The sequence below is a fragment of the Shewanella sp. 10N.7 genome, from assembly GCF_020806285.1.
GTDB classification, from domain to species: Bacteria; Pseudomonadota; Gammaproteobacteria; order Enterobacterales; family Shewanellaceae; genus Shewanella; species Shewanella electrodiphila.
On record NZ_JAJGZS010000006.1, the window covers coordinates 14,358 to 35,955 of the forward strand.

General features: G+C 40.2%; 19 protein-coding genes. 4 read left to right on the forward strand and 15 right to left on the reverse strand.

Going from position 1 to position 21,598, the window contains the following annotated elements; all coding sequences use genetic code 11:
• Positions 1-187: 187 nt before the first annotated feature.
• Positions 188-1,699, reverse strand: a complete 1,512-nt coding sequence (locus LMH66_RS05220; protein WP_229368810.1) for a helix-turn-helix domain-containing protein — start codon at positions 1,697-1,699, stop codon at positions 188-190.
• A 211-nt stretch (positions 1,700-1,910) separates the two neighbouring features.
• Here LMH66_RS05220 and LMH66_RS05225 point away from each other — a divergent pair, with 211 nt between their 5' ends.
• Both LMH66_RS05225 and LMH66_RS05230 read left to right on the forward strand, forming a co-directional pair.
• Positions 1,911-2,816, forward strand: a complete 906-nt coding sequence (locus LMH66_RS05225; protein WP_229368811.1) for a helix-turn-helix transcriptional regulator — start codon at positions 1,911-1,913, stop codon at positions 2,814-2,816.
• A 123-nt stretch (positions 2,817-2,939) separates the two neighbouring features.
• Complete coding sequence (locus tag LMH66_RS05230; protein WP_229368812.1) at positions 2,940-5,129, forward strand: sensor domain-containing diguanylate cyclase; 2,190 nt, start codon at positions 2,940-2,942, stop codon at positions 5,127-5,129.
• On the opposite strand, the gene LMH66_RS05235 is transcribed toward LMH66_RS05230, so the two are convergent.
• The gene (locus LMH66_RS05235; protein WP_229368813.1) at positions 5,110-6,564 is read right to left on the reverse strand and encodes an alpha/beta hydrolase; all 1,455 of its coding nucleotides are present in this window, start codon (positions 6,562-6,564) and stop codon (positions 5,110-5,112) included. The two genes, LMH66_RS05230 and LMH66_RS05235, sit on opposite strands and share 20 nt — an antisense overlap.
• 107 nt (positions 6,565-6,671) lie before the next feature.
• On the opposite strand from LMH66_RS05235, the gene LMH66_RS05240 reads away from it, so the two are divergent.
• Positions 6,672-7,250: a DUF6942 family protein gene (locus LMH66_RS05240; RefSeq protein WP_229368814.1), complete on the forward strand. Its 579-nt coding sequence runs from the start codon at positions 6,672-6,674 to the stop codon at positions 7,248-7,250.
• A 31-nt stretch (positions 7,251-7,281) separates the two neighbouring features.
• Here LMH66_RS05240 and nadE read toward each other — a convergent pair whose 3' ends face one another.
• The 9 genes from nadE to LMH66_RS05285 form a co-directional block, all read right to left on the reverse strand.
• Entirely contained in the window at positions 7,282-8,112 is an 831-nt protein-coding gene (nadE, locus tag LMH66_RS05245) for an ammonia-dependent NAD(+) synthetase (RefSeq protein ID WP_229368815.1), read from the reverse strand.
• A gap of 246 nt (positions 8,113-8,358) precedes the next feature.
• Entirely contained in the window at positions 8,359-9,663 is a 1,305-nt protein-coding gene (locus LMH66_RS05250; protein ID WP_229368816.1) for an inosine/guanosine kinase, read from the reverse strand.
• Between the two features lie 233 nt (positions 9,664-9,896).
• Positions 9,897-10,541: an adenylate kinase gene (adk, locus tag LMH66_RS05255; RefSeq protein WP_102528409.1), complete on the reverse strand. Its 645-nt coding sequence runs from the start codon at positions 10,539-10,541 to the stop codon at positions 9,897-9,899.
• A gap of 133 nt (positions 10,542-10,674) precedes the next feature.
• The gene (locus LMH66_RS05260) at positions 10,675-11,538 is read right to left on the reverse strand and encodes a co-chaperone YbbN (RefSeq protein ID WP_229368817.1); all 864 of its coding nucleotides are present in this window, start codon (positions 11,536-11,538) and stop codon (positions 10,675-10,677) included.
• Positions 11,539-11,641: 103 nt separating this feature from the next.
• Positions 11,642-13,561 (reverse strand): molecular chaperone HtpG, encoded by a 1,920-nt coding sequence (gene htpG, locus LMH66_RS05265; RefSeq protein ID WP_102528411.1) that lies wholly within the window; start codon positions 13,559-13,561, stop codon positions 11,642-11,644.
• A gap of 299 nt (positions 13,562-13,860) precedes the next feature.
• Positions 13,861-14,460 carry a recombination mediator RecR gene (gene recR, locus LMH66_RS05270; protein ID WP_102528412.1) on the reverse strand — a complete coding sequence of 200 codons (600 nt, stop codon included), beginning with the start codon at positions 14,458-14,460 and terminating at the stop codon, positions 13,861-13,863.
• A gap of 177 nt (positions 14,461-14,637) precedes the next feature.
• On the reverse strand, positions 14,638-14,871 hold the full coding sequence (locus LMH66_RS05275; RefSeq protein WP_102528413.1) for a helix-turn-helix transcriptional regulator: 234 nt from the start codon (positions 14,869-14,871) through the stop codon (positions 14,638-14,640).
• Positions 14,864-15,361 carry a hypothetical protein gene (locus tag LMH66_RS05280; protein ID WP_229368818.1) on the reverse strand — a complete coding sequence of 166 codons (498 nt, stop codon included), beginning with the start codon at positions 15,359-15,361 and terminating at the stop codon, positions 14,864-14,866. Before LMH66_RS05280 ends, LMH66_RS05275 begins: the two co-directional genes overlap by 8 nt.
• Positions 15,362-15,824: 463 nt before the next feature.
• Positions 15,825-16,175: a putative quinol monooxygenase gene (locus tag LMH66_RS05285; RefSeq protein WP_229368819.1), complete on the reverse strand. Its 351-nt coding sequence runs from the start codon at positions 16,173-16,175 to the stop codon at positions 15,825-15,827.
• 298 nt (positions 16,176-16,473) lie between these two features.
• On the opposite strand from LMH66_RS05285, the gene LMH66_RS05290 reads away from it, so the two are divergent.
• A complete protein-coding gene (locus LMH66_RS05290) occupies positions 16,474-16,653 on the forward strand; it encodes a DUF6435 family protein (RefSeq protein ID WP_229368820.1) in 180 nt (59 codons plus the stop codon).
• 240 nt (positions 16,654-16,893) lie between these two features.
• On the opposite strand, the gene LMH66_RS05295 is transcribed toward LMH66_RS05290, so the two are convergent.
• The 4 genes from LMH66_RS05295 to LMH66_RS05310 all read right to left on the reverse strand — a co-directional run bounded on the left by LMH66_RS05295 (position 16,894) and on the right by LMH66_RS05310 (position 21,541).
• Positions 16,894-17,223, reverse strand: a complete 330-nt coding sequence (locus tag LMH66_RS05295) for a YbaB/EbfC family nucleoid-associated protein (RefSeq protein ID WP_102528417.1) — start codon at positions 17,221-17,223, stop codon at positions 16,894-16,896.
• A 130-nt stretch (positions 17,224-17,353) separates the two neighbouring features.
• Positions 17,354-20,164 carry a DNA polymerase III subunit gamma/tau gene (gene dnaX / locus LMH66_RS05300; protein WP_229368821.1) on the reverse strand — a complete coding sequence of 937 codons (2,811 nt, stop codon included), beginning with the start codon at positions 20,162-20,164 and terminating at the stop codon, positions 17,354-17,356.
• A 302-nt stretch (positions 20,165-20,466) separates the two neighbouring features.
• Positions 20,467-21,018, reverse strand: a complete 552-nt coding sequence (gene apt, locus LMH66_RS05305; protein ID WP_198589576.1) for an adenine phosphoribosyltransferase — start codon at positions 21,016-21,018, stop codon at positions 20,467-20,469.
• Positions 21,019-21,175: 157 nt separating this feature from the next.
• A complete protein-coding gene (locus LMH66_RS05310; RefSeq protein WP_102528419.1) occupies positions 21,176-21,541 on the reverse strand; it encodes a YbaN family protein in 366 nt (121 codons plus the stop codon).
• Between the last annotated feature and the right edge of the window lie 57 nt (positions 21,542-21,598).

Consider the following 21,598-nt stretch of genomic DNA (forward strand, 5'->3'; position numbering starts at 1 on the left):
TGCAATCTCATTTGATTGCGAACATTGTTACGTCCACTCAGATAAAGCTCAACAAAGAGGCATTAAAACTACTACAGACACGACAAAAGCTAATAAAATGGAAATTAAAAAACAAAAAAAGGACAAAATGTCCTTTAATCATGTTCAAAAAATAACAAATGCTTAAATAAAGATAATGTAACCCAAACTAATGCATCACTTCATCAGTCCATTCCGTTATCTTTCTATCAATGGTTTTACGAGATATGTTTAAATGTTTTGCCGCAAGTTGTCTATTACCCTGGTAAAGTTTCATAACACGTAATATATGGGCTTTTTCTATTTGCTTAACGTCCCATTCAATAGGGAAAAAGTGTTGATTCGCATTATTCGGTCCATCACTGGCTTTAGCTTCTGTTTGCTGACAATCCGTTTGGGCGCTTTGCTTAAAATATTCATTGGGTAATAAATCCATCAATAAGCATTGTTCTACCGCATTCTTAAGTTGTTGAATGTTTCCCGGCCAGCCATATTCCGTCAGGCTTTGGAAATCTGTCACTCGCCAGCTTTGATAACGATTGAGTAAATCTACTCGACAGTTTTCACGATTAGTCATCAATTGATTGGCAAATAACTTGACCAATAGGACAATATCTTCACTACGCTGGTGTAGTAATGGGATTTCTATGGTTAACCCTGCAAGTTTAAAATACAACTCTGATGAAAAGGCACCATTTTGAACGCGCTTTAGCAAGGAAGTACAGCTTAAACTCACCAATCTTACTTTGGATTGATTCAGCGGTATCGTGTCTAACCATTGCATCAAGGCAATTTGACCTTCAATTGAAATCTCGTCTAAATGGCCCAGTACAATGAAAGTAATCTCATTATTGTCGCAGATAAGTTCATTATTTAACTTATGTAGTAACTCACCTCGACAATCTATATTCACTCGCCTGCTTGGGGTTTGAGATAATAACAGTAGCTGCCTAACAGCCAATTTTTTACCTGTACCTGATTGACCTTCAATCAATAAATGACTGCGACTTAAGCTTGCATGGTACAAGTTTGCCTTCAAATCTTGCGCCGCTTTGCTGTCACCGATGCATAAAGACAGTTCAACATTAGGCAGACTTGCGCTAGTTTGTTTCGAGGTAAAACAATCTGAATTTGATATGGTATTAGGCTGAGTAAGCGCCCAACGTGATAACACACGCTCAAGTTGCGACGTCTGAACCGGTTTATTAATCCAATCTCTTGCACCAACCTGCATCATGGCCAGCAAGTTCTCTGCTTCAAATGTACGGCTTAACACCATGAAGTTTTGGGGATAGATAGGCTCTAGTTCGATAGGAGCTGGTTCTATAGACTTTGATTCTATAGACTTTGGTTCTAAAAACTCTGGTTCTATAAAATCTGGTTCGCTTGAATAAGCAACATATGGTGGTTGATGTCTACTTGCTAACACTTTGGCAAATGTGTCAACTTGCTTAATATCAATAATAGTTAAATGAAAATTAAATCGTCTATAACAGACTACCGCTAATTCTACCGTTCTAGCATGTTGAACTAAGCCAAAATACTGAGACAAGGTGGGGGCCATTTTTTGCCATACACTTAAATCCGGCTCTATCACTAAGACTGCTGCATCTAACTTTGCACTTATCACATCTGAAACATTAGCACCAAAGCTATGGTCAGTTAAGTTTGCCTTATTCATTAGCTGGTACCATAAGCATAAGTCATTAAATGAGATCTATTATCAAAAAAAGTTTATGCAAGTATCATCTCAAAGCATAGGCTAAATACAAGTAGCAAAAATCCAACATTGCCCACAAATATTAACTTTTGCTGATAAGTTCATTTGCAAGTTAAACGGCAATAATTACACTAACTTATGTCGACCCCATGCCTAACTTCCTAGGAATATTATGCCGATTGATTCCAACATCATTTATATGAGCACTAAGCAAGTTGCTGAATATTTGGATTTAAACGAGAAAAAAGTTTACTCGATGGCAAATCATCGTATTTTACCAGCGACAAAAGTCACCGGTAAGTGGTTATTTCCTAAAGTATTAATCGATAGATGGTTAATGGACTCATGCCATAGCGGTATGCTGTCAGATAGAATGCATATCACTGGTAGTGATGATCCTCTACTGTCGATGTTAGTTGCGCAGTTAATGTCTGAGGGCGACCACCAAGAAATCATCAGTTACAGCTCCACAGGTTCTAAATCAGGTTTAGAGTTACTTTCTCGCGGATATGCCGATGTGTGCAGTATTCATTGGGAAAGCCAACAGGGAAACCGAGACAGTTTATTCAAACTATTAAAAAGTTACCCAAATCATCAGCAATGGATACTCGTCAGTGGTTATGAAAGACATCAAGGTTTGATGGTTCGTAAAGAAATGGCATCACTTTTTGACAGCAATATTGCCGTGCCTGAGCAGCCACTTAGATGGGTTTCTCGTCAAAAAGGTGCTGGTAGTCAACGTCATTTGGAGCATTGGTTAACGCAGCAAAATGTGAATGTCGAGACCTTGTTATATACCGCCACCGCGCAATCTGAACGTGAATTAGCGGGATATATTGCTCGAGAGAATGCCGATATCGGTTTTGGCTGTCAGGCTGTAGCAGCAGAAAGTGGTTTACACTTTATCCCCAAGCTCACTGAATCATTTGATTTTGTTATGTCACAGAGCATCTTTTTTAGACGACAGCTACAAGCCTTGCTGGGATTACTAAACCAGCCACAAACTGCACAACTTTCAAATTTACTATCGGGTTATCAATTAAATAAAAGTGGCGAGCTGCTTTGGCGTGGTCAATAATCAATCGACATCATCAGGTACATAAATAGCATCACAAACTAAATCATCCTCAAATACTTCAAAGGCTTGTACATGCTGAATAAGGCAGGTAATATTTTTTAGAATAATGAAAAGGATGACTCATTGAATAACAAAAGCTTCAACTCTCAACACCTCGTATTTGCACTTGTTTTAGGTGTGATTGGTTTTATTATCAATTGTTACCCCATTCCTATTTTTGCCAATGTCCAATTGGTGCTTGGTAACACCTTTACAATTATCTCTGCTGTAATTTTAGGTCCTGGATACGCCCTAATTACCGCACTCTTGAGTGCTTCAGGGTTAATGTTCACCTGGGACAGCCCGCACGTCTATTTAATTTTTGGTGTCGAAGCCCTGTTTATCGGCTATTCCCGCAGAAAAGGGGTATATCCATTATATGGTAGCGCTTTATATTGGCTGACCATTGGCATGCCATTGACATATCTTTATATGATAACCTTCAGTGACCTTCCCGATAGTCATATGTTGTTTGCCATCATCAAACAAAGTATTAATGGGCTCATCTACGCGAGTTTAGGTTCATTATTGATTGTGTTAATTCCTAAGCTTTGGTCAATCAACGGTCAAGGCACTCCCAAAGCACGTCGCTCTTTTAATGGCCAAGTCACCTACTTCATGACTTTGATGTTGACCTTATGTTTACTTATTTCTGCGTTAACCTTTAACTATTTATTTTTAGCAAAGCAGCAAACCTTATTGCAGCGTAACTTAACCGATACCACAGTGCATCTAAGCTCTGCTACCGAGCAGTATATTGAAAATCACAAGAAGGTCATTGAAAACGCGGCAAACTTCCTTAGTTTGGCTAATAGCAATGCCGACTCTTGGCAGCCAATGATAAGTAAGTTACACAGTAATTATCCGAGCTTTATCACCATGTTGATTGCAAATAATGATGCAAAGGTCGTTGCAGGCAGTCCAGGTGCAATGATGTTGGACGAAAATAACCAACTCAAAGATATGTCGATAAAGGATAGAGATTACTTTATTGAATCATTCCACAATCGTCGTTTGTTTGTCTCATCAGTTTTTCAAGGACGCGGATTTGGTAACGATTCCATTGTCGCAATTAGCGCACCGTTTTATAGCGCTAATAATAAAATCAATGTTACAGGTATTATCGAAGGCTCATTAGATTTACGTTTCTTTTCCAGTATTGATAATAAGAATACTTTTGGAGATAAAGAGATGCTGATATTGGTGGATGAAAATAATCACATTATTTATGCTACTCCAGAACTTGGATTAACAGAACATCAAGAGTTTCAGTATTCTGATGATAAAGGCAACTATCACACAGCCTTAGACGTGATAAAAATTAGTAATTTCGAATCGACATCACCCGATCATGTCTATGCTAAAAAGCAGTTAAATAATGGCTGGCAGCTCTATGTACTTCAACCTTTATCTCCACTGTTAAAAACAGCAGAAACCCAAATGCTGGGGACATTTATCCTGCTCATCATCTCAATTATATTAACTTCACTCATTTCGAGAAAGGTATGTAAGCTACTGACAGCCCCATTAGAAATCGTCGCCAATCAATTTGGTGAAATGAGTAATGAGGAATTAAAAAGCCAAGTTGTCGATGAGAACTCATCGAAAGAAGTGTTTAACTTATATCAACGCTTAACCTCAAGTAAACGAGCCTTATTAAAGCATCAACTTGAGCTTGAAGAAACCGTTGCTATCCGCACTGATGAATTAGAACAAGCCAATCAAAAGTTACTCGCTTTAGTTGAGGAAGATCCACTAACAGGTTTGAAAAACCGCCGTTATGCTGAAGATAAATTTGATGCCTTATTGGACTTTTGTTTACGCGGCGAGCATGCAATAACTATCGTTATTCTTGATTTGGACTTCTTCAAAAAAGTGAATGATACTTATGGTCACCTTGCTGGTGATGAGTGTTTACGTGTTGTTTCTACATTACTTCAAAATGAATTTAAGCGTGATACTGATATTGTATCCCGTTACGGTGGAGAAGAGTTTATGCTTATCTTGCCACTGTCTAACGCACTTAAAATTGAGCAACATTTAAATAATTTCAAACAAAAATTATCAGAGTTGGTTATTACCTCTCCTACAGATAATCAGCAATTTTCAGTCACGACCAGTATTGGTGCGATTACAGCTAATGCGAGTTTTTCCGCTGACATCGATGTCTGGATAAAAGTTGCCGATGACAACCTTTATGCAGCTAAAGAGCAAGGCAGGAATAAAGTAATCATTAATATCGTGAATGATGACACTATTGAGCAGAAGGTTTAATAAACAGTTCCATTTGTTCAATCATATAAGGGTAAAAAGGGTTCCATTTTTGCCTTAACATTTCAGCTGCGGGGATCCCAAATAGGCCTCGCTCCCCCTTAAATATAGCTTGGCCAATTTGAATATGAGGGTTTTGCTTTTGATAATGTGGTCCATATAAAGGATCTAATTCAGGAAACGGCAAAGCCACATGTGATAATGAATAAACGCCTAATGGCCATGCTAAAGGCATCCCATTTTCAGCTTTAACTTCTCCTCCTACGAAGATCCGCTCCTGAACATAATGATCGCGTTCACGATCATTCTCAATCATATTCAGCTGATAATTCATCGGCAAATCAGCCCAAAGTGATGCCATTTCATTAAGTGGATCATTAGTGATTAACTGATGGTTATTGGGGTTACGGTTAATATCAAATACAACTAAACGATGTTTGTTTTCTGGCAGGTACTGATATAAATTCTGGATCACTGCAGCTGAAGAAACCGTATCATCAGCGATAGATTGAAAGGTCAATACAGGCGGGATATGTTGCTTCTGTTCTTGCGTTAGTAATTGGACAATATCAAGGTTACGCTGGGCTAATTGATAAACCACATCACCCGCATTAACTGCAAATGAAGTATATTTAAACGGGTCATATTCAACCGATATACTATTCCAAAATAGCTTTTCATAACCTAATACATTTCCAAGCAATGCTTGCCATTTTGCTCCAGCAGCAATTGGTGCAAGCCCTATCGCTGGCGAGATAAACACCATACCTTGGTAATCGGCTGACTTATTCGATGCAATGCGTTCGAGCTCTAGGTTTAACGCCAGCGCTGCTCCCGTTGAAAAGCCCACGACATATAAAGGTTTACCATTCAGTTTAGCCTTCATATGACTGGTTGCTAGTGCTACTGCGCTCACAAGATCTGGCCAAGTGATTTCAGCCAATCCAGCAGGAATAGTGCCATGTCCAGGCAAGCGTAAACCTAATACATGCGCAGATTGTTTAAACTCTTTTGCCAAATGCGATATAGCATAAGGTGAGTCAGACATACCGTGAATGAATAACACACCAAACTCGGCTTGTTCATTTTGCCATTCAAAAGAACGGTTCCAATTAATGTCCCAAATATTAGGATCTGACAAACTCCCCGACTCATAACGGTTAATCACTGAAGGTATCTCGGGAATATATTGTTGATAAATTTTGCTATCAAGCTCTGCAAAGAGTTTGTCTTCTAGAGTGAGGTACTCTGTAAAAGTGTTTATACCAGATTGCTGATGAAATTCTTGTGTTAAATGGGTGGTATGCCAAGGGTCTAATTCTGCGCGAGCATTCAGTAACCAAACGATGGCAACCAATAAAGCGATGACACTGCCTATAAAACCGTAAATAGCAAAAAATAATGCATGTTTTGTTGAGCCTATAACAATGGCTTTCATCAATCTGTCCTTGATACTATTTACAATTAAACAACTAAAAATTGAGCTTACTGATATGGCTAATAGTGAGTTATAGTCTAGCTTATATTAATGATAATCTAAGAAAAATGATTGAATTAACAGACAATAATATGACATCAAACCTCTCGTTAGAAAATACCCAATCGATTTGTATCGGTAATAAAAATACTGACATCGCATTTTACTTACCTAACCCACCGACTCTACCAGCCAATATTCACTATGATAACCCGCACTTTATCAAACAAATTATTGAGCTAAACGGCAATCATTGGCGAAAAATTGTCACTATTATGGCTAAAATTATTGCCCACTCTGATTCTGCAGATGCGTGGCGAGAATGCCGAGAAGATCTATTTTTACCATCACCCCAAAAGTTAACCGTTAAATTATTAATCAACCACAGCACGCTTAATCCTGATGCAAAAGTGCATATAATTTGTGGTCAACAGGCGTTAGAGGAGTTGCAACAGCACGCTTTGCCAAAGGCTGAGTCATTAAACAATTTCGATATAAATCAAGCTATATTGAACGCTAAGCCAATAGATGAAAAACAAAAAATAATGGCGCATAAGCAGGTACTTATTACGCCATATTTAGACTATCGTCAATTTTCGAATCAACAAATAAGTGTCGTCAGAGATTACATTAACAAGCTGCTTTAAAGGATACTCGTTTAGTCAGTCACCACAAATGTTAATCATAAATCGTTGGGATCGGCTGACGTTTATGCTGAGTGCGTTTATAGATGCCAATTAATTTGTCTTCTACGCTCGAATCAACGGTTTTACCTTCTAAAAAGTCATCGATTTGATCATATGAAAGCCCAAGTGCGACTTCATCTTCAAGTTGCGGTTTATCATCTTCTAAATCCGCTGTTGGTGCTTTCTTAACAAGTACATCTGGCGCACCTAAAAAGCTCGCTAGCTGGCGTACTTGGCGTTTATTTAACCCAAATAATGGCGCTAAATCACAAGCGCCATCACCAAACTTGGTGTAAAAACCAGTAATATTTTCAGCACTATGATCGGTGCCGACCACTAGACCACCAGTAAGGCCAGCAATATGATACTGAGCAATCATTCGCATACGGGCTTTAACGTTACCACGAACAAAATCGAGATTGTCATTTTCAGCTACCGCGATCCCAGCATCCTCAAGCCCAGATACTGTAGCGTTATGCACACCAACCACACCATCAGCAATATTGACGGTCACTTGCTTTGAAGGCTGGATAAATTGACAAGCCAATTGCGCTTCATCTTCATCTTTTTGAACTTGATAAGGCAAGCGCACTGCTACGAATTGATAAACTTGCTCTGAATTTGATTCATTTAAGCTATCAACCGCTAATTGACATAATCTTCCCGTGACAGATGAGTCAACACCACCACTGATACCTAACACTAAACAGCGAGCGTGCGCTTCAACTAATTTAGTTTTAAGAAAAGCCACTCGGCGCTCAACTTCATAAGCTGGTTCAATAGCCTTAAGTACTTTCATCTCTCTTAAGATTTGTCCCTTCACAATGCTCTCCAATTAGCTTTTAGAATTTGATTTAGTTGCCATTTTTATTAGCAGTTGTTCACTGGCCAATAATTCTACTTACAACGAGGTAGTTGCCAGTTACCTCAACATCCTACTTAATTTTATCTCATCAACCAAGTACATCTTGTGCTTATTTACTTATTATCAATGCCAATAAAAAAGGCGACCATACTGCTATGGTCGCCTTTTAAACAAATTTAAAAACGTTGTAAAACTGCAGAAATATTATCTTCCCCAGTATGACTCTTCTAAGCTATCTTCTCGTTCTGGAAGACCGCGAGACAATCTTGGGCTATGTTGTGCTAATACTTCATAGGCTACACGGTTAGCGTATTTACATACTTGCGAGAATGACGAATAACACAAACCATCACGCTGATGTTTACTTGAACCAGGTACGTTGGTTTTATGGAAGGTATTCGCCGATAAATCATGCAGTAATGCAGCTAATGCGCCATCGCCTGCACCATTGGTATTTCTGATTAATTCAGGCCCGCCCATATAAGGAGAAATATGCGCAAATACTTTTATCGGCGTTTCACAATCTGCTTTTAATTTAGGACGAGAAAACTCGAAACGGTTAAATTCTGGAATGGCGCCCGGCAATAAAGTATGGCTCGTTGCACGTTTTTCAGAATCTTCAGTATAACCTGCAGTGTATAAGCCTAACGGACCTGCTGTACAAAGTACCATATCAGCCCACTCTAGTGCTGCATCGCTCGCTAGTAACGGGTCACTAAAGCCTGTTAACGCTTCGCCTTCATCTTCATTCATCGCCAAAATAGTCACATTGTCACGAATGAAATCCTGCCACCATTTTGGATCTTCTTGAATTAAAAAGCGCGTACCTAATGTAAGCACTACTGGCACATCTGCAGCTTTAGCATACTCGATCGCTTGCATCGCAGCTGATGTCATGCCATCGCCTTCACTTGCACGCATTAAATACGCCGTGATCACTAAAGCTGAACTGTTTTGTACCACTTCCTTATCAATATACTCAGGGGTGAGTTTATCCATTGAACCTTTACTAATCGCAAATGTTCTTTCGCCATCTTCAGAGATAAGGGTAAAACAACGGCCAATAGGGCCATCAACGGGTTGCAGGTAGTTTAAATCAACTTTCGAAGAGGTATTACATAGGTAACGGTATGCATAGCTACCAACCATGATATTTTGGCTCATCACGCCGAACAGTACTGAACGATCATCAGCCAATATGGAGTAGTTGTGAACTGTGTTGCCAATGGTGCCACCAGCAAACTCGTCACTGATCATCTCATTGTTTTTTAGCTCATGATAAAGCTCATGGGCTTGTTGGTCATCAATCAGGGTTGAATTCCCTTTTGGCAGACCATAACGGCTTAATAGCTCGTCTTCTACTTTAGCTTCAATATCTACCAAGGTTTGGTCGATACCACAAATATAAGTCGATACTGACTGCTCTTGTTGGGTTAACTGAGCCAGTAACGGATCTCTGTTATTTACCGGAAAATAATGCTTAGATTTGCGTTGACCAGGAAACTTCATCTTAAACTCTCTGAGTAGGCATCCGTGCTATAAAGGATAATGGATTGAAACGGCATTTTGCTTATTACCAATAAGCTAATTTTAACACAAAAACAATCAACACCAAGATAGATATCTATCTTTGTTATATTTTGTGATGTTGATTTTATTTATGCCATAAAAAAGCCTGCAATGCAGGCTTTTTTATGAACAACAGCAATTGGATACCGTTGTTTAACACATAACGTAGGCGATTAACCTAGTAACTGTTTAACTTGCTCGCTTACAGCGGCAACAGTTTGTGTTCCATCATACTTAGTGTACTGAGTATTACCTTCAGCAGCCACTTTACCGTAGTACTCTACTAACGGTTTAGTTTGCTCGTGGTAAATACCTAAACGCTTACGTACTGTGGTTTCTTCGTCATCAGGACGGATAGCTAAATCATCACCCGTCACATCATCTTTACCTTCCACTTTTGGTGGGTTGTAAACGAGGTGATAAACACGACCAGAACCAGAGTGAACACGACGGCCACTCATACGTTTAACGATTTCTTCGTCTGGTACATCAATTTCGATAACGTGATCAATTTCGATACCATTAGCAACCATCGCATCTGCTTGAGGAATTGTGCGTGGGAAACCGTCTAATAAGAAACCTTTAACACAATCATCTTGTGCAATGCGTTCTTTAACTAAACCAATAATTAGATCATCTGATACTAACTGGCCCGCATCCATCACTGATTTGGCTTCTAAGCCTAATGCTGTGCCAGCTTTAATTGCTGCACGAAGCATGTCACCAGTTGAGATCTGTGGGATACCGTACTGCTCCATAATAAACTGAGCTTGTGTACCTTTACCGGCACCAGGGGCACCCAATAGTATAATGCGCATCTCAAAAGTCCTCTTTATTGCTTTCATATTTTTAGGCCGCGATTCTCGCACATTTAACCTCTGTTTAGAAGGTTAAAAGCGAAAGAGTTAGACCAATATCTAATACGTCATGACGTACATAAAAGGGTTGCGTTTAATACAGTAAGCTATATAAACGACGGCGATACTGATTCGCTAAGGTGTTGCCTTGGCCTAACGCTGTAAGTATTTCCATAAACACTTGTTTGACTTTGCCATCAGCTGCCGACAAATCTTTTTGTAAAATCACAAATAAACTGTCTAGTGCTTCTTCACCGCGATTAGCTTGATTAAGCGCTTTGGCTAAATCAATTGAAAGTTCAGCATTGTCTGGTTGCTGCTCAAGGGCTTGTTGTAACTGACGAATTTCTGGAGTGTCAGCGGCATCTTCAGCCAAAGTCAGTTTAGCTTTAAGATTTTGATAATAACTGTCTTGATCGGCAAGGCCTATTGTTGCCAGTAGGGTTTTCGCTTCTGCTAATACCCCCAGTTGTAAATAGGTATCAACAAGATATAACCCAACCTCTGCTTTTTCACCTGAATCGGCGTAACCGCTTTTTAGTAGTGCTAACGCTTCTTCTAACTTTTCTTTAGTGACATTTTCGTCAGCTAAAATGGCTTTAGCGGCGTTCACATCTTGAACCCATAGTGCGGGTAAATGCTTATTCAATAGTTCATTAACTTGCTCGGCACTTTGAGTACCAGCAAAACCATCTATCGGTTGGCCTTTATTTAACACAAGGTGCGTCGGTAAACTTTGAATTTGAAAGTAGTTAGCAATTTCTAACTCAGCTTCGCAGTTCACTTTAGCGAGAATAAAGCGACCCGCTTGCTCGTTGGCAATTTGCTCCATCAGCTGCAGCATTTGCACACTTTCAGGCTGTTGCTGCGCCCAAAAAGACATAACAACAAAGTTATCCATTGAGGCATCAACAACCTGCTGAATGTTCTCTTTGGTTAAATTAATAATATGTTCCATCGTGGATCCTTGTTAGCTATCCTTCAAACCAGTATCACACTGGCTATAAATGAATGCTAATAAAAAGCGGACACTCGGTCCGCTTTTTTATAATGAAGAATGTTTACTTCAAGCTAGCAACTAGCATTTCATTGGTTAGCTTAATGAATGCAGATGGATCCGCTAAGCTGCCTTTTTCAGAAAGTTGTGCTTGCTGAAGCAACAAGTCAGCCCAGTTAGCAAATAACTGTTCATCTTGCTCATTGTTCAAACGCTCAACAAGAGGATGATGCGGGTTAATTTCAAACGTTGGCTTAGACTCAGGTACTGGCTGACCAGCTGATTGCATCAACTTGATCATTTGCGATGACATTTCACCTTCACCAGCAACAACACACGCAGGCGTATCAGTTAAACGAGACGTCACTTTAACGTCTGCAACTTTAGCGCCCAATGCTGTTTTCATACGCTCAACTAGCCCTTCAGCTTCACCAGCTAATTTTTCTTGAGCTTCTTTTTCAGCTGCATCTTCAAGTTCGCCAAGTTCTAAATCACCACGGGTTACTGAATGCAGTTTCTTATCTTTAAATTCAGTTAAATGGTTAATTAACCACTCATCGATACGCTCTGACATTAACAGTACTTCAATGTCTTTCTTACGCAGCAATTCAAGGTGTGGGCTGTTTGCTGCCGCTTCATGGCTGTCTGCCACGATGTAATAAATCTTGTCTTGACCTTCTTTCATGCGGCTAATGTAGTCATCTAGCGATACGTCAGTGGCTGCAGTGTCATTGTGCGTTGAAGCAAAGCGAAGTAAACCAGAGATGCGTTCGCGGTTAGCGAAATCTTCTGCTGGTCCTTCTTTTAATACTTGACCAAATTCAGCCCAAAATGTTTGATACTTCTCAGCATCATTTTTAGCCATTTTTTCAAGCATGCCTAATACACGCTTAGTCACGCCACCACGAAGTGCTTTGGTTACGCTGTTGTCTTGTAAAATTTCACGAGACACGTTTAATGGTAAATCGTTTGAGTCGATTAACCCTTTAACGAAACGTAAGTAAGTCGGCATGAATTGTTCTGCGTCATCCATGATGAATACACGTTGAACAAATAATTTAAGACCGTTTTTCGCATCACGGTTAAACATATCCCACGGCGCTTTACTTGGGATATACAATAAGCTTGTGTACTCTTGCTTACCTTCAACGCGGTTATGAGACCAGCTAGCAGCATCACCATAATCGTGCGAAATATGCTTGTAGAATTCTTGATACTCTTCATCAGAAATATCTGACTTGCTACGAGTCCAAAGCGCAGTGGCTTTGTTCATTGGCTTCCACTGACCTTCAGTGGCAGGAATCGCTTCACCGCCCTCTTCAGTCGCTTCAACCGCAGGTGTGCCTTCTTCAAACATTTCTACTGGTACTGAGATATGATCAGAGTACTTAGTAATGATTGAACGTAAACGTGTATCGTCTGCGTATTCTTTTTCTTCATCACGTAAATGTAGAGTGATTTCAGTACCACGGCTGTTTTTAGTAATGGTATCGACAGTAAAGTCGCCTTCACCTTCTGATTCCCACACAACACCTTGGTTAACATCGGCGCCTGCTGCACGAGTACGAACCGTTACTTTGTCTGCAACGATAAATGCAGAGTAGAAACCCACACCGAACTGACCAATAAGTTGCGAATCTTTTGATTCTTCACCTGACAAGTTTTTGAAGAAATCAGCCGTACCTGATTTTGCAATCGTCCCTAAATGTTCAATCACACCATCACGTGTCATACCGATACCATTATCTTCAATCGTAACGGTGCCTTTTTCTTTATCGGTACTGATACGAACACGCAGTTCAGTATCGTCTTCAAATAAGGTGTTGTCGGTTAATGCAAGGTAACGCAACTTATCAGCCGCATCGGCCGCATTTGAAACTAGTTCACGTAAGAAAATTTCTTTATTTGAATATAAAGAATGGATCATCAGATGAAGAAGTTGTTTTACTTCGGTTTGAAAGCCATGTGTTTCTTGTTGAGACATGAAAATTTCCCTTGGTTTAACGTTAATACTGCAATTGCACTGAAACCGGTTAAGTTTTCAATACAATTAAAATTCTTTGTTACCTAGGAAATGGGGCGTGAAAATGAGTTTTCAAGGGGATTTTTTTCTGATGCCTAAAAAAAACGCAAAAAGGGCTAAATTAGCCCTTTAATATTCAATTTTGCTACGAAGATGGTAATTAGACTGTTCTTTAGGTATGTATAACTCTAGATTCGGGACATATTCACAGTTTTGAATTCAAACAATCAGCTTAGAAGTGTTAAATCAAAAGCATCAGTTTATAACGGAATACGACCATTAAATGATAAAGCCAGTGTGGTACTGTCGACATATTCAAGCTCTCCACCCACAGGAACACCATGGGCAATGCGGCTAATCACCACATTATGACGACGAGCAATATCAGCGATAAAGTGCGCAGTTGCGTCGCCTTCGACTGTTGGGTTAGTCGCTAAAATAAGTTCGGTCACATCTTCTGATGATAAATGCTTTTCAAGTAAAGCCAGACCTAACTCTTCTGGTCCGACGCCATCAAGGGGCGACAAATGGCCTAACAGGACAAAGTAACGCCCCATAAAGTGGCCGCCAGCTTCGATAGCCAACACATCAGCAGGGGTTTCTACCACACAAATGGTTCCTGCAGTACCGCGTTTAGGGCTACTGCAAATAGGACATAAATCTTGTTCAGTAAAGGTTCTACAAGCCTGACAATGGCCAACTTCACTCATCGAACGCTCTAGCGCAGTGGCAAGCTTTTGCCCAGCTTTGCGGTTACGCTCTAATAATTGAAACGCCATACGTTGAGCAGACTTAGGCCCAACACCAGGTAAACAACGTAACGATTCAATTAACTCATCGACAAGAGGACTAAATTTCATAACCTAAAAACTGCCTTAGCAGTGCAAGTGCACTAAAAAATGGTATCAGCATCGATAATAAACATCGGCTGAAGAATGGGTGAATTATTATCGTAAGCGTTAAAGATTGCAAAGAGTATCTTGGCTATTGGCTTTAGAATTCGCCTTTATAAGACTCATTAATAAACTTACAGCCAGTTAATCAGCGGTTGAGCGATACCGAAAAACCTCCTCTAATGGCAAATTAAATACCTCTGCAATTTTAAAGGCGACTTCCAGCGTGGGTGAATACTTATTTGACTCTATGGCCATCACGGTTTGTCTTGTAACACCAATTAATTCAGCTAATTGTTTCTGTGTCATTTCATCATGTAAAAAGCGTAAGGTGCGAATAGAGTTAGATATCCCTACCCCTGCATCATTTTTACCCATAAATATCACCCGTACGCCCTTTATATAATTGTACGCCATAATGAGCGAGTTCTGCGGTTAAAAAAGCCACCAGTAATATATGCAGCGGCAAATGAGGAATCGTTTCAAACAGTACCGTCTCGGCCTGTTGTTCAATACCATATTGTACCATTGCCAGTACAACACCAACTTGTAAGATCATCGCAGAGTATTTATAACCGACTAAATTAATTTGCTTTTCACGTACATCCATAGGTTGATTAAGTTCATCATCGCTCACAAACGCTAAGGCGATATAACTGATGACCATCAGTACAACCGAATAAATGATCACCTCCAATAACACTCCAGAAATCCATACGGTTGAGGCCAATTCTTCAGCTGATGCATAATACATTCTGCTTAAATAAATATAAAAAATATAACCCGTCACAATTAAATCCACTGACAGCGTCACTTCTCTAAAACTGGTTTCTTGCAACCACTGATGTACCTTTTGCAAATTACTCATGTTAACTATACCCCACTCCATGTAAAAAATATTTAACCTGCATATAATTTATGCTTACTTTTTAGATGTGTCAAACATTTTTAACCTGAGGTACAGTATTGAATACTTAAGTTGGATCTCATATGACCTCAGTAGCCTGCCATACCTCAATGAGACTTCATCGATGAATGACATATTAAATCATTAAATTTTAAGACAAATATTTTAAAAAATATAATGTAAAACAAATAAAGGGACTGATGGTGGGTAAATCTTATTGAGTGGCGAGATGGCTTACATCAGAGAAGACAGAGAACCGAGATGGCAAAATCACAGAGGCAAAATCACAGGGGCTAAAACCACAGGGCTAGCATCACAGAGCATATTAAGTAGAGAGTCCCGCTGCAGGGGCTCTCTGCTTCAAGCTTTTAATAAAATCAGTTAAACGAGTTATATGAGTGAAATGAATTACGCTAGTGCGGCATTACTCGTAGATTGGGGCATCATATTCATAGCCTTCATCGGTGTATGCAGTAACGATAGCATCGTCAACCAACCCCGTTTCAGCCTTAACTTGAGTTTCAAAGAAATGTTGAATTTGCTTCCTACGACCATGTGCAGACCATGAATCTGCATTATCCCAAATTTCATTAAAAACGATTGGGTATTCATTTCGACTTGCACTTGAATGATCGATTTGTCGAGTAAGCATGTATTGAATACAACCCTTTTCACGATATGAGTCAGGCTCAAGCGCTTTCAGTATTTCAAATAATTCAGCTTCCTTACCCGCTTTCGGCTTAAACTGAGCCAATACATATACACGACTTGTCATTATATTCCCCTACTTTCCAATTGGTTACTTCCGATGCTAGTACAGTACCTTACAATGCATTATTAACACAACTCGCTATCAGTCATCGCACACTAGCACATATAAAAAATGTATGTAAAAGTACAATGATATTTGTGAAGATTTATACATATAACCGACCCCCTGCACACCTCGAAGACAACCAAGGGTTTCTTTATATTATAAATTTAATCGTTTGCTATGTTTTAACTTTAGTTGTTAAACCAAACTTCAATGGGGAACGTATTAGAAATAAACAATGAATCATCAGGTGAACCACATGTTGTCAATATTCAAACGTGACCCATTAAAGAAGCTCAATAAAGCCTATGAAATCAAGCTTGAACAAGCGATGCATGCCCAAAGGAAGGGAGATATTAAATCCTATTCAATGATCACAGCTGAGGCTGAATTAATTGCAGATGAAATACAGGCGCTTGAGAACACATCGAACACTTAACGCCGCTTTAAGCGAAAATACCCAAGTTATTATCCTTTTATCTAAACACCTATTATCTAAACACTTATTATCTAAACTTATTAAAATGGGCAACCATTATGCTGGCGCTCAACGTCCACTGGGGGCATTGTAAAAGATGGTTGAAATCAGCTTCTAACAAAAAGCCCAAGTCGATGACTTGGGCTTTTAATTGATTCAACAATCTAGCTTAGCTAAATGCTTAGCCAGTAATTTGTTGTCTTAGAATGGCATTTTCATTCCTGGCGGTAATTGCATACCACCGGTGACTTCTGCCATTTTAGTCTTTTGATTTTCTTCGATGCGACGTGCTGCGTCGTTGAATGCTGCAGCAATAAGGTCTTCCAACATCTCTTTGTCATCTTCCATCAAGCTTGGATCGATATCCACTTTACGGATGTTGTGTGCACCTGTCATAGTGACTTTAACTAAACCTGCACCCGCTTCACCAGTCATTTCTGATTGAGCGATCTCTTCTTGCATTTTAGCCATTTTGTCTTGCATCTGTTGGGCTTGTTTCATTAAGTTGCCCATACCGCCTTTTCCAAACATAGTCTTTTCTCTTAATTAGGTTATTAGCAAGCAGCCAAAGTGGGGCTAATCTTACTGAAAAAAAATAAATTGGCAATAAATCTCAGTTTATTGCTATCAAACTTTTGAAGCTGCTACCGCTTTAGCCCATTTAATGTGCAACTAAAGCTGGAATTTGTTGACCAATGGCCTGTAATTTCTCTGCGGGATACACCAGGGTATCCGGATTTAACTGCGCAGCCAATCGTGTGAACATCCATTGTACTTTGTCATCATTAATTAAAGCGTAATTTGCATTAGCTAATAATTCACGATGGAATCTTTTTCTTAATTCTAGGGGCGTTTCATGTTTTCTGTCTAAACCGACTGTCACTTCAACAGTTGTTGGCTCACCAAAATGCTCTGTTAACGCAATCTGTAATTGGTCAATAGCCACATCTGCTGCTAGATGCTTCTGATCAGGCTTTAACAATAACGGAATGGGATTATCTAAGCGCTGACAAACAGAATTGACCGCTAATTGTCTTACACGACCGCCAATACTCAGCGATGCCATCACTTTATACCAATGTAAGTCTAGCTCATCACCAGATATATCGTGCTCACCGTTTACAGCCAGTGCCGTTGAAGGCTGTGTTTCCTTCGTGGCAGTTGGTACTAATGATTGAGGTGCTAATGACTGAGGTGCTGCAGTCGTTGCAGAAACTGGCTCAGATTGACCATGTCCTACCGGTTCGACGTGATTCGTAGCAGAATGTGCCTCACCACTCGAACTTGTATCACTATTAAGGGCAACTTGCTCAGTATCTTGAGCATTTTCAGTGATGCTTTCTTTTGTTAATAAGGCTTGAGCCATAGGCGGCTCAATCGCCCCTTCTGGTTTAACCCACGGCGCTTTATCGTTCTCATTATTAACAGAGTCAACAGCACTATCAACCGACGTTTTTGCCTGATTGCTGTCACCTATATCAGATGACTCAATTGTTGCATTTCCTTCTGCGGCATTTTTACTGCGTGGTGCGGGTACCTTTATACTAGGACTCGCTGCCGCCTGTTGCTTTTTTGCTTGCTCACCTTCTGTTGCCAGTGAGTTTACGTCAGCTTTTAATGAATCATTGGTGGCCAACACGGCATCAAGCAAAGCATCTAAATCTGCCGTTTCTTCCGCCGTTGGCTCTGGTGTAGGGTTTGGTGCTGCTTTAGATGCTGTTTCTGAAATAACGGCCGCGTTAGTTTCAACAGCTCGCGTTTGTTGCGAGTTCGCTGTTAATGGAGCATCGGTATACTGACTGTCAGAGAAAGCACTCATATCATCATGCTGATAATCATCCATTGAGCCTTCAGCGCTTGCTTGCGCAAATTGCTCATAAGCATCCACCGGCATGTCATCATGGTCATTTGATGGTAACTGAGGCTGCGACTCTGGTGTTTGCACCTCTTGTACCGGTACTTGATTTGTTACTTGTTCAGTCTTCGACTTTACTTCTTGCTCTGGCTTTTGTTCGGGCTTTTGCTCAAGCTTTTGTTGAGTGACTGCTTGTTGCTCAAAGCCTAAACTGCTGGCTTGGCTTAACAATATGGCTTGTTCAGCCACAAGCGCTGCATCAGACTTATCTTCTGTTGCAGGAGCATCAGCTGATTGAGCCATTAACTCAGGTTTTGGTTTAAGTTCTGGTTTAAGTTCCTGTTTAAGCTCTGATTTAAACTCTGGTTTAAGCTCTGGTTTTGGTGTTAGTTCTGGTTCTGACTTTGGTTTAAGTTCAGGCTTAACTTCCGCTGTCGCAACTGATTTAATCGCTGATGCAGCAATTGTTTCGGCGCTAGGTGCTGCAGGCAAACTTATTTGCGCGGCATCATCTGTGTGCCAACGCTTTACTGGTTTTTCAGGTACAAAGGCAATTGCGCGCAGCAATGCCATTTCTAACCCTGATTTAGGGTCAGGTGCAAACGCCAGTTCTTTGCGGCCAGTTAACAATAACTGATAATAAAGCTGGACTTGCTCAGGCGTTAATTGCTCAGCAAAAGCTAAAATATGTTGGCTGTATAATGATTGTTGCGCTGCAGCTGGAGCAAATTGAGTTAAGGTAATTTGATGAAGCAGCTCAAGTAAACTTCGCAGTACTTCATCAGCATCAGCGCCAAAGCTAAGCACTTGCTGAATAGTCTGCATCAAATTAGCCACATCGGCATCGCACAGTGCTTTTAATAGTGCCAGCACTTGCTGCGCATCAATACTGCCCAACATAGATTGAACTTGTTGATGCATTACTTGGCCACTGCCAAATGCGATTGCTTGATCCGTTAGGCTTAATGCATCTCGCATACTGCCGTTCGCAGCTTTAGCCAGTAAGTCTAGTGCTTGAGGTTCGTACTCTAATTGCTCTTGAGTCAAGATGAAGTCTAATTGCTTAGCAATTTCATCTTGAGAAAGGCTTTTTAAATTAAACTGCAAACAGCGAGATAATACCGTAACAGGTAGTTTTTGCGGGTCAGTTGTAGCGAGCAGGAATTTAACATGCTCAGGCGGCTCTTCAAGCGTTTTAAGCAAGGCATTAAAACTACTTCGAGATAGCATGTGCACTTCATCGATAAGGTACACTTTAAAGCGACCACGTGATGGCTTGTACTGTACATTGTCCAGTAATTCACGGGTGTCATCCACTTTGGTACGCGACGCTGCATCGACTTCAATTAAGTCGACAAAACGCCCTTGGGCAATTTCAACACAACTAGAACATATACCACAAGGCGTTGATGTTACGCCTTGTTCACAGTTTAATCCTTTAGCAAATAGCCGAGCTAAACTGGTTTTACCTACACCTCGAGTGCCGGTAAATAAGTATGCGTGATGTAAGCGCTGCTGAGTTAATGCATTTGTTAGAGCTAATAAGACGTGTGATTGTCCTACCATTTCTTCAAATTTTGCAGGGCGCCACTTACGGGCTAACACCTGATAAGACATGGAATTCCCCAAGCTTTAATAAAACGGGATGATTACGATTAATTTTACCCGAAAATAAAAATAACAATAACATGCAAGTGATTCTGGCGCTATTGATACACTATTTGCAGGGTGGGTTTGGCGAAGTATTATACCAATTCCATCAAATCGAATCGGAACCTTGAACAGCGTGATGGGTTTAATCTGAAGAGTTTCAACTTATTCGTTAATCATTGCGATAGTCAATGCCATAACCGATGTAACAAATAGAGCAAGCAGAGCAATGTTCAACACTGCCCTGCCCAGTAGAGTGCTAAAGAGGTTTACTCGCCCTCAAACTCACATAAGGTTAGGATATCGATACCTAACGCTTCGATACGCTTCTCGCCGCCAATATCAGGCAGTGAGATAACAAATGCAGCATGAGCAACATCGCCACCGAGTTCACGAATTAACTTTACAGTAGCTTCGATAGTGCCGCCAGTTGCAAGCAAATCATCAACTACAAGCACTTTATCACCTGGTTTGATGGCATCAACGTGGATTTCTAATGTGTCTTTGCCGTATTCAAGATCATAGGTTTGCGAAATCGTCTTTCTTGGTAGTTTGCCTGGCTTACGTACAGGAACGAAGCCAATACCCAGTTCCAATGCTAATGGTGCACCAAATAAGAAGCCACGCGCTTCAGTGCCAACCACTTTGGTAAATCCAAGCGACTTATAGTGTTCAACAAATAATGCGATGGTCGCTTTATAAGCCTCTGCATCTTCTAATAAGCTGGTGACATCGCGAAACATAATGCCTGGAATTGGATAATCAGGAATGGCTTTAATGCTGTCTTTGATTAACGCTAAGCTGGTTGGATTCATAGTCATATTGATTCGTCTATTTAAAAAGGAATGGATTAATAGCCATGGTGCAATTCTGATTAAACTGAATTTGCAAATATAGTATCTGGCATATCACTCGATTTGGCTGATAGTAAGCATGTTTGAGAAGAGTTGCAACTAACGAGCAAAATACCAGCAACTTTTAATCTAACTCTGGGATCTGCCACATAAAAAGCAATAGCACACATAACATACAAACCAACATGATTTGTACCCACAATAATGGCACGATAGCGATACTGACGACGAAACTTAACGTTGTCATAATCATGGCTTTGCGCTTTAACTTTTTATTTATTGATCGTTTGTTTTGCCAGTCATTCAAACCTTGAGAAAACCATGGATGGGTCATTAACCAATGATGAAGTCTGTCACTTGAGCGTGCAAAACAATATGCCGCAAGCAAGATAAAAGGCACTGTGGGTAGCAATGGCACGACAATACCAATTGTACCTAGCGTTACGCTGGTTAAACCAACAATCACAAAAAAGCCGCGCTTTAACGACATATCTCTCCAGGGCCAAATCAAAAAAACCATTCAATAGAATGGTTTTTGGGTAACCGA

What these genes read in the sequence shown, in the direction of transcription:
- LMH66_RS05220 (WP_229368810.1), bottom strand. Translation starts at nt 1,699, where the DNA reads ATGAATAAGGCAAACTTAACTGACCATAGCTTTGGTGCTAATGTTTCA.
- LMH66_RS05225 (WP_229368811.1), top strand. Translation starts at nt 1,911, where the DNA reads ATGCCGATTGATTCCAACATCATTTATATGAGCACTAAGCAAGTTGCT.
- LMH66_RS05235 (WP_229368813.1), bottom strand. Translation starts at nt 6,564, where the DNA reads ATGAAAGCCATTGTTATAGGCTCAACAAAACATGCATTATTTTTTGCT.
- LMH66_RS05240 (WP_229368814.1), top strand. Translation starts at nt 6,672, where the DNA reads ATGATTGAATTAACAGACAATAATATGACATCAAACCTCTCGTTAGAA.
- LMH66_RS05250 (WP_229368816.1), bottom strand. Translation starts at nt 9,663, where the DNA reads ATGAAGTTTCCTGGTCAACGCAAATCTAAGCATTATTTTCCGGTAAAT.
- adk (WP_102528409.1), bottom strand. Translation starts at nt 10,541, where the DNA reads ATGCGCATTATACTATTGGGTGCCCCTGGTGCCGGTAAAGGTACACAA.
- LMH66_RS05260 (WP_229368817.1), bottom strand. Translation starts at nt 11,538, where the DNA reads ATGGAACATATTATTAATTTAACCAAAGAGAACATTCAGCAGGTTGTT.
- htpG (WP_102528411.1), bottom strand. Translation starts at nt 13,561, where the DNA reads ATGTCTCAACAAGAAACACATGGCTTTCAAACCGAAGTAAAACAACTT.
- recR (WP_102528412.1), bottom strand. Translation starts at nt 14,460, where the DNA reads ATGAAATTTAGTCCTCTTGTCGATGAGTTAATTGAATCGTTACGTTGT.
- LMH66_RS05275 (WP_102528413.1), bottom strand. Translation starts at nt 14,871, where the DNA reads ATGGGTAAAAATGATGCAGGGGTAGGGATATCTAACTCTATTCGCACC.
- LMH66_RS05280 (WP_229368818.1), bottom strand. Translation starts at nt 15,361, where the DNA reads ATGAGTAATTTGCAAAAGGTACATCAGTGGTTGCAAGAAACCAGTTTT.
- LMH66_RS05285 (WP_229368819.1), bottom strand. Translation starts at nt 16,175, where the DNA reads ATGACAAGTCGTGTATATGTATTGGCTCAGTTTAAGCCGAAAGCGGGT.
- LMH66_RS05290 (WP_229368820.1), top strand. Translation starts at nt 16,474, where the DNA reads ATGTTGTCAATATTCAAACGTGACCCATTAAAGAAGCTCAATAAAGCC.
- LMH66_RS05295 (WP_102528417.1), bottom strand. Translation starts at nt 17,223, where the DNA reads ATGTTTGGAAAAGGCGGTATGGGCAACTTAATGAAACAAGCCCAACAG.
- dnaX (WP_229368821.1), bottom strand. Translation starts at nt 20,164, where the DNA reads ATGTCTTATCAGGTGTTAGCCCGTAAGTGGCGCCCTGCAAAATTTGAA.
- apt (WP_198589576.1), bottom strand. Translation starts at nt 21,018, where the DNA reads ATGACTATGAATCCAACCAGCTTAGCGTTAATCAAAGACAGCATTAAA.
- LMH66_RS05310 (WP_102528419.1), bottom strand. Translation starts at nt 21,541, where the DNA reads ATGTCGTTAAAGCGCGGCTTTTTTGTGATTGTTGGTTTAACCAGCGTA.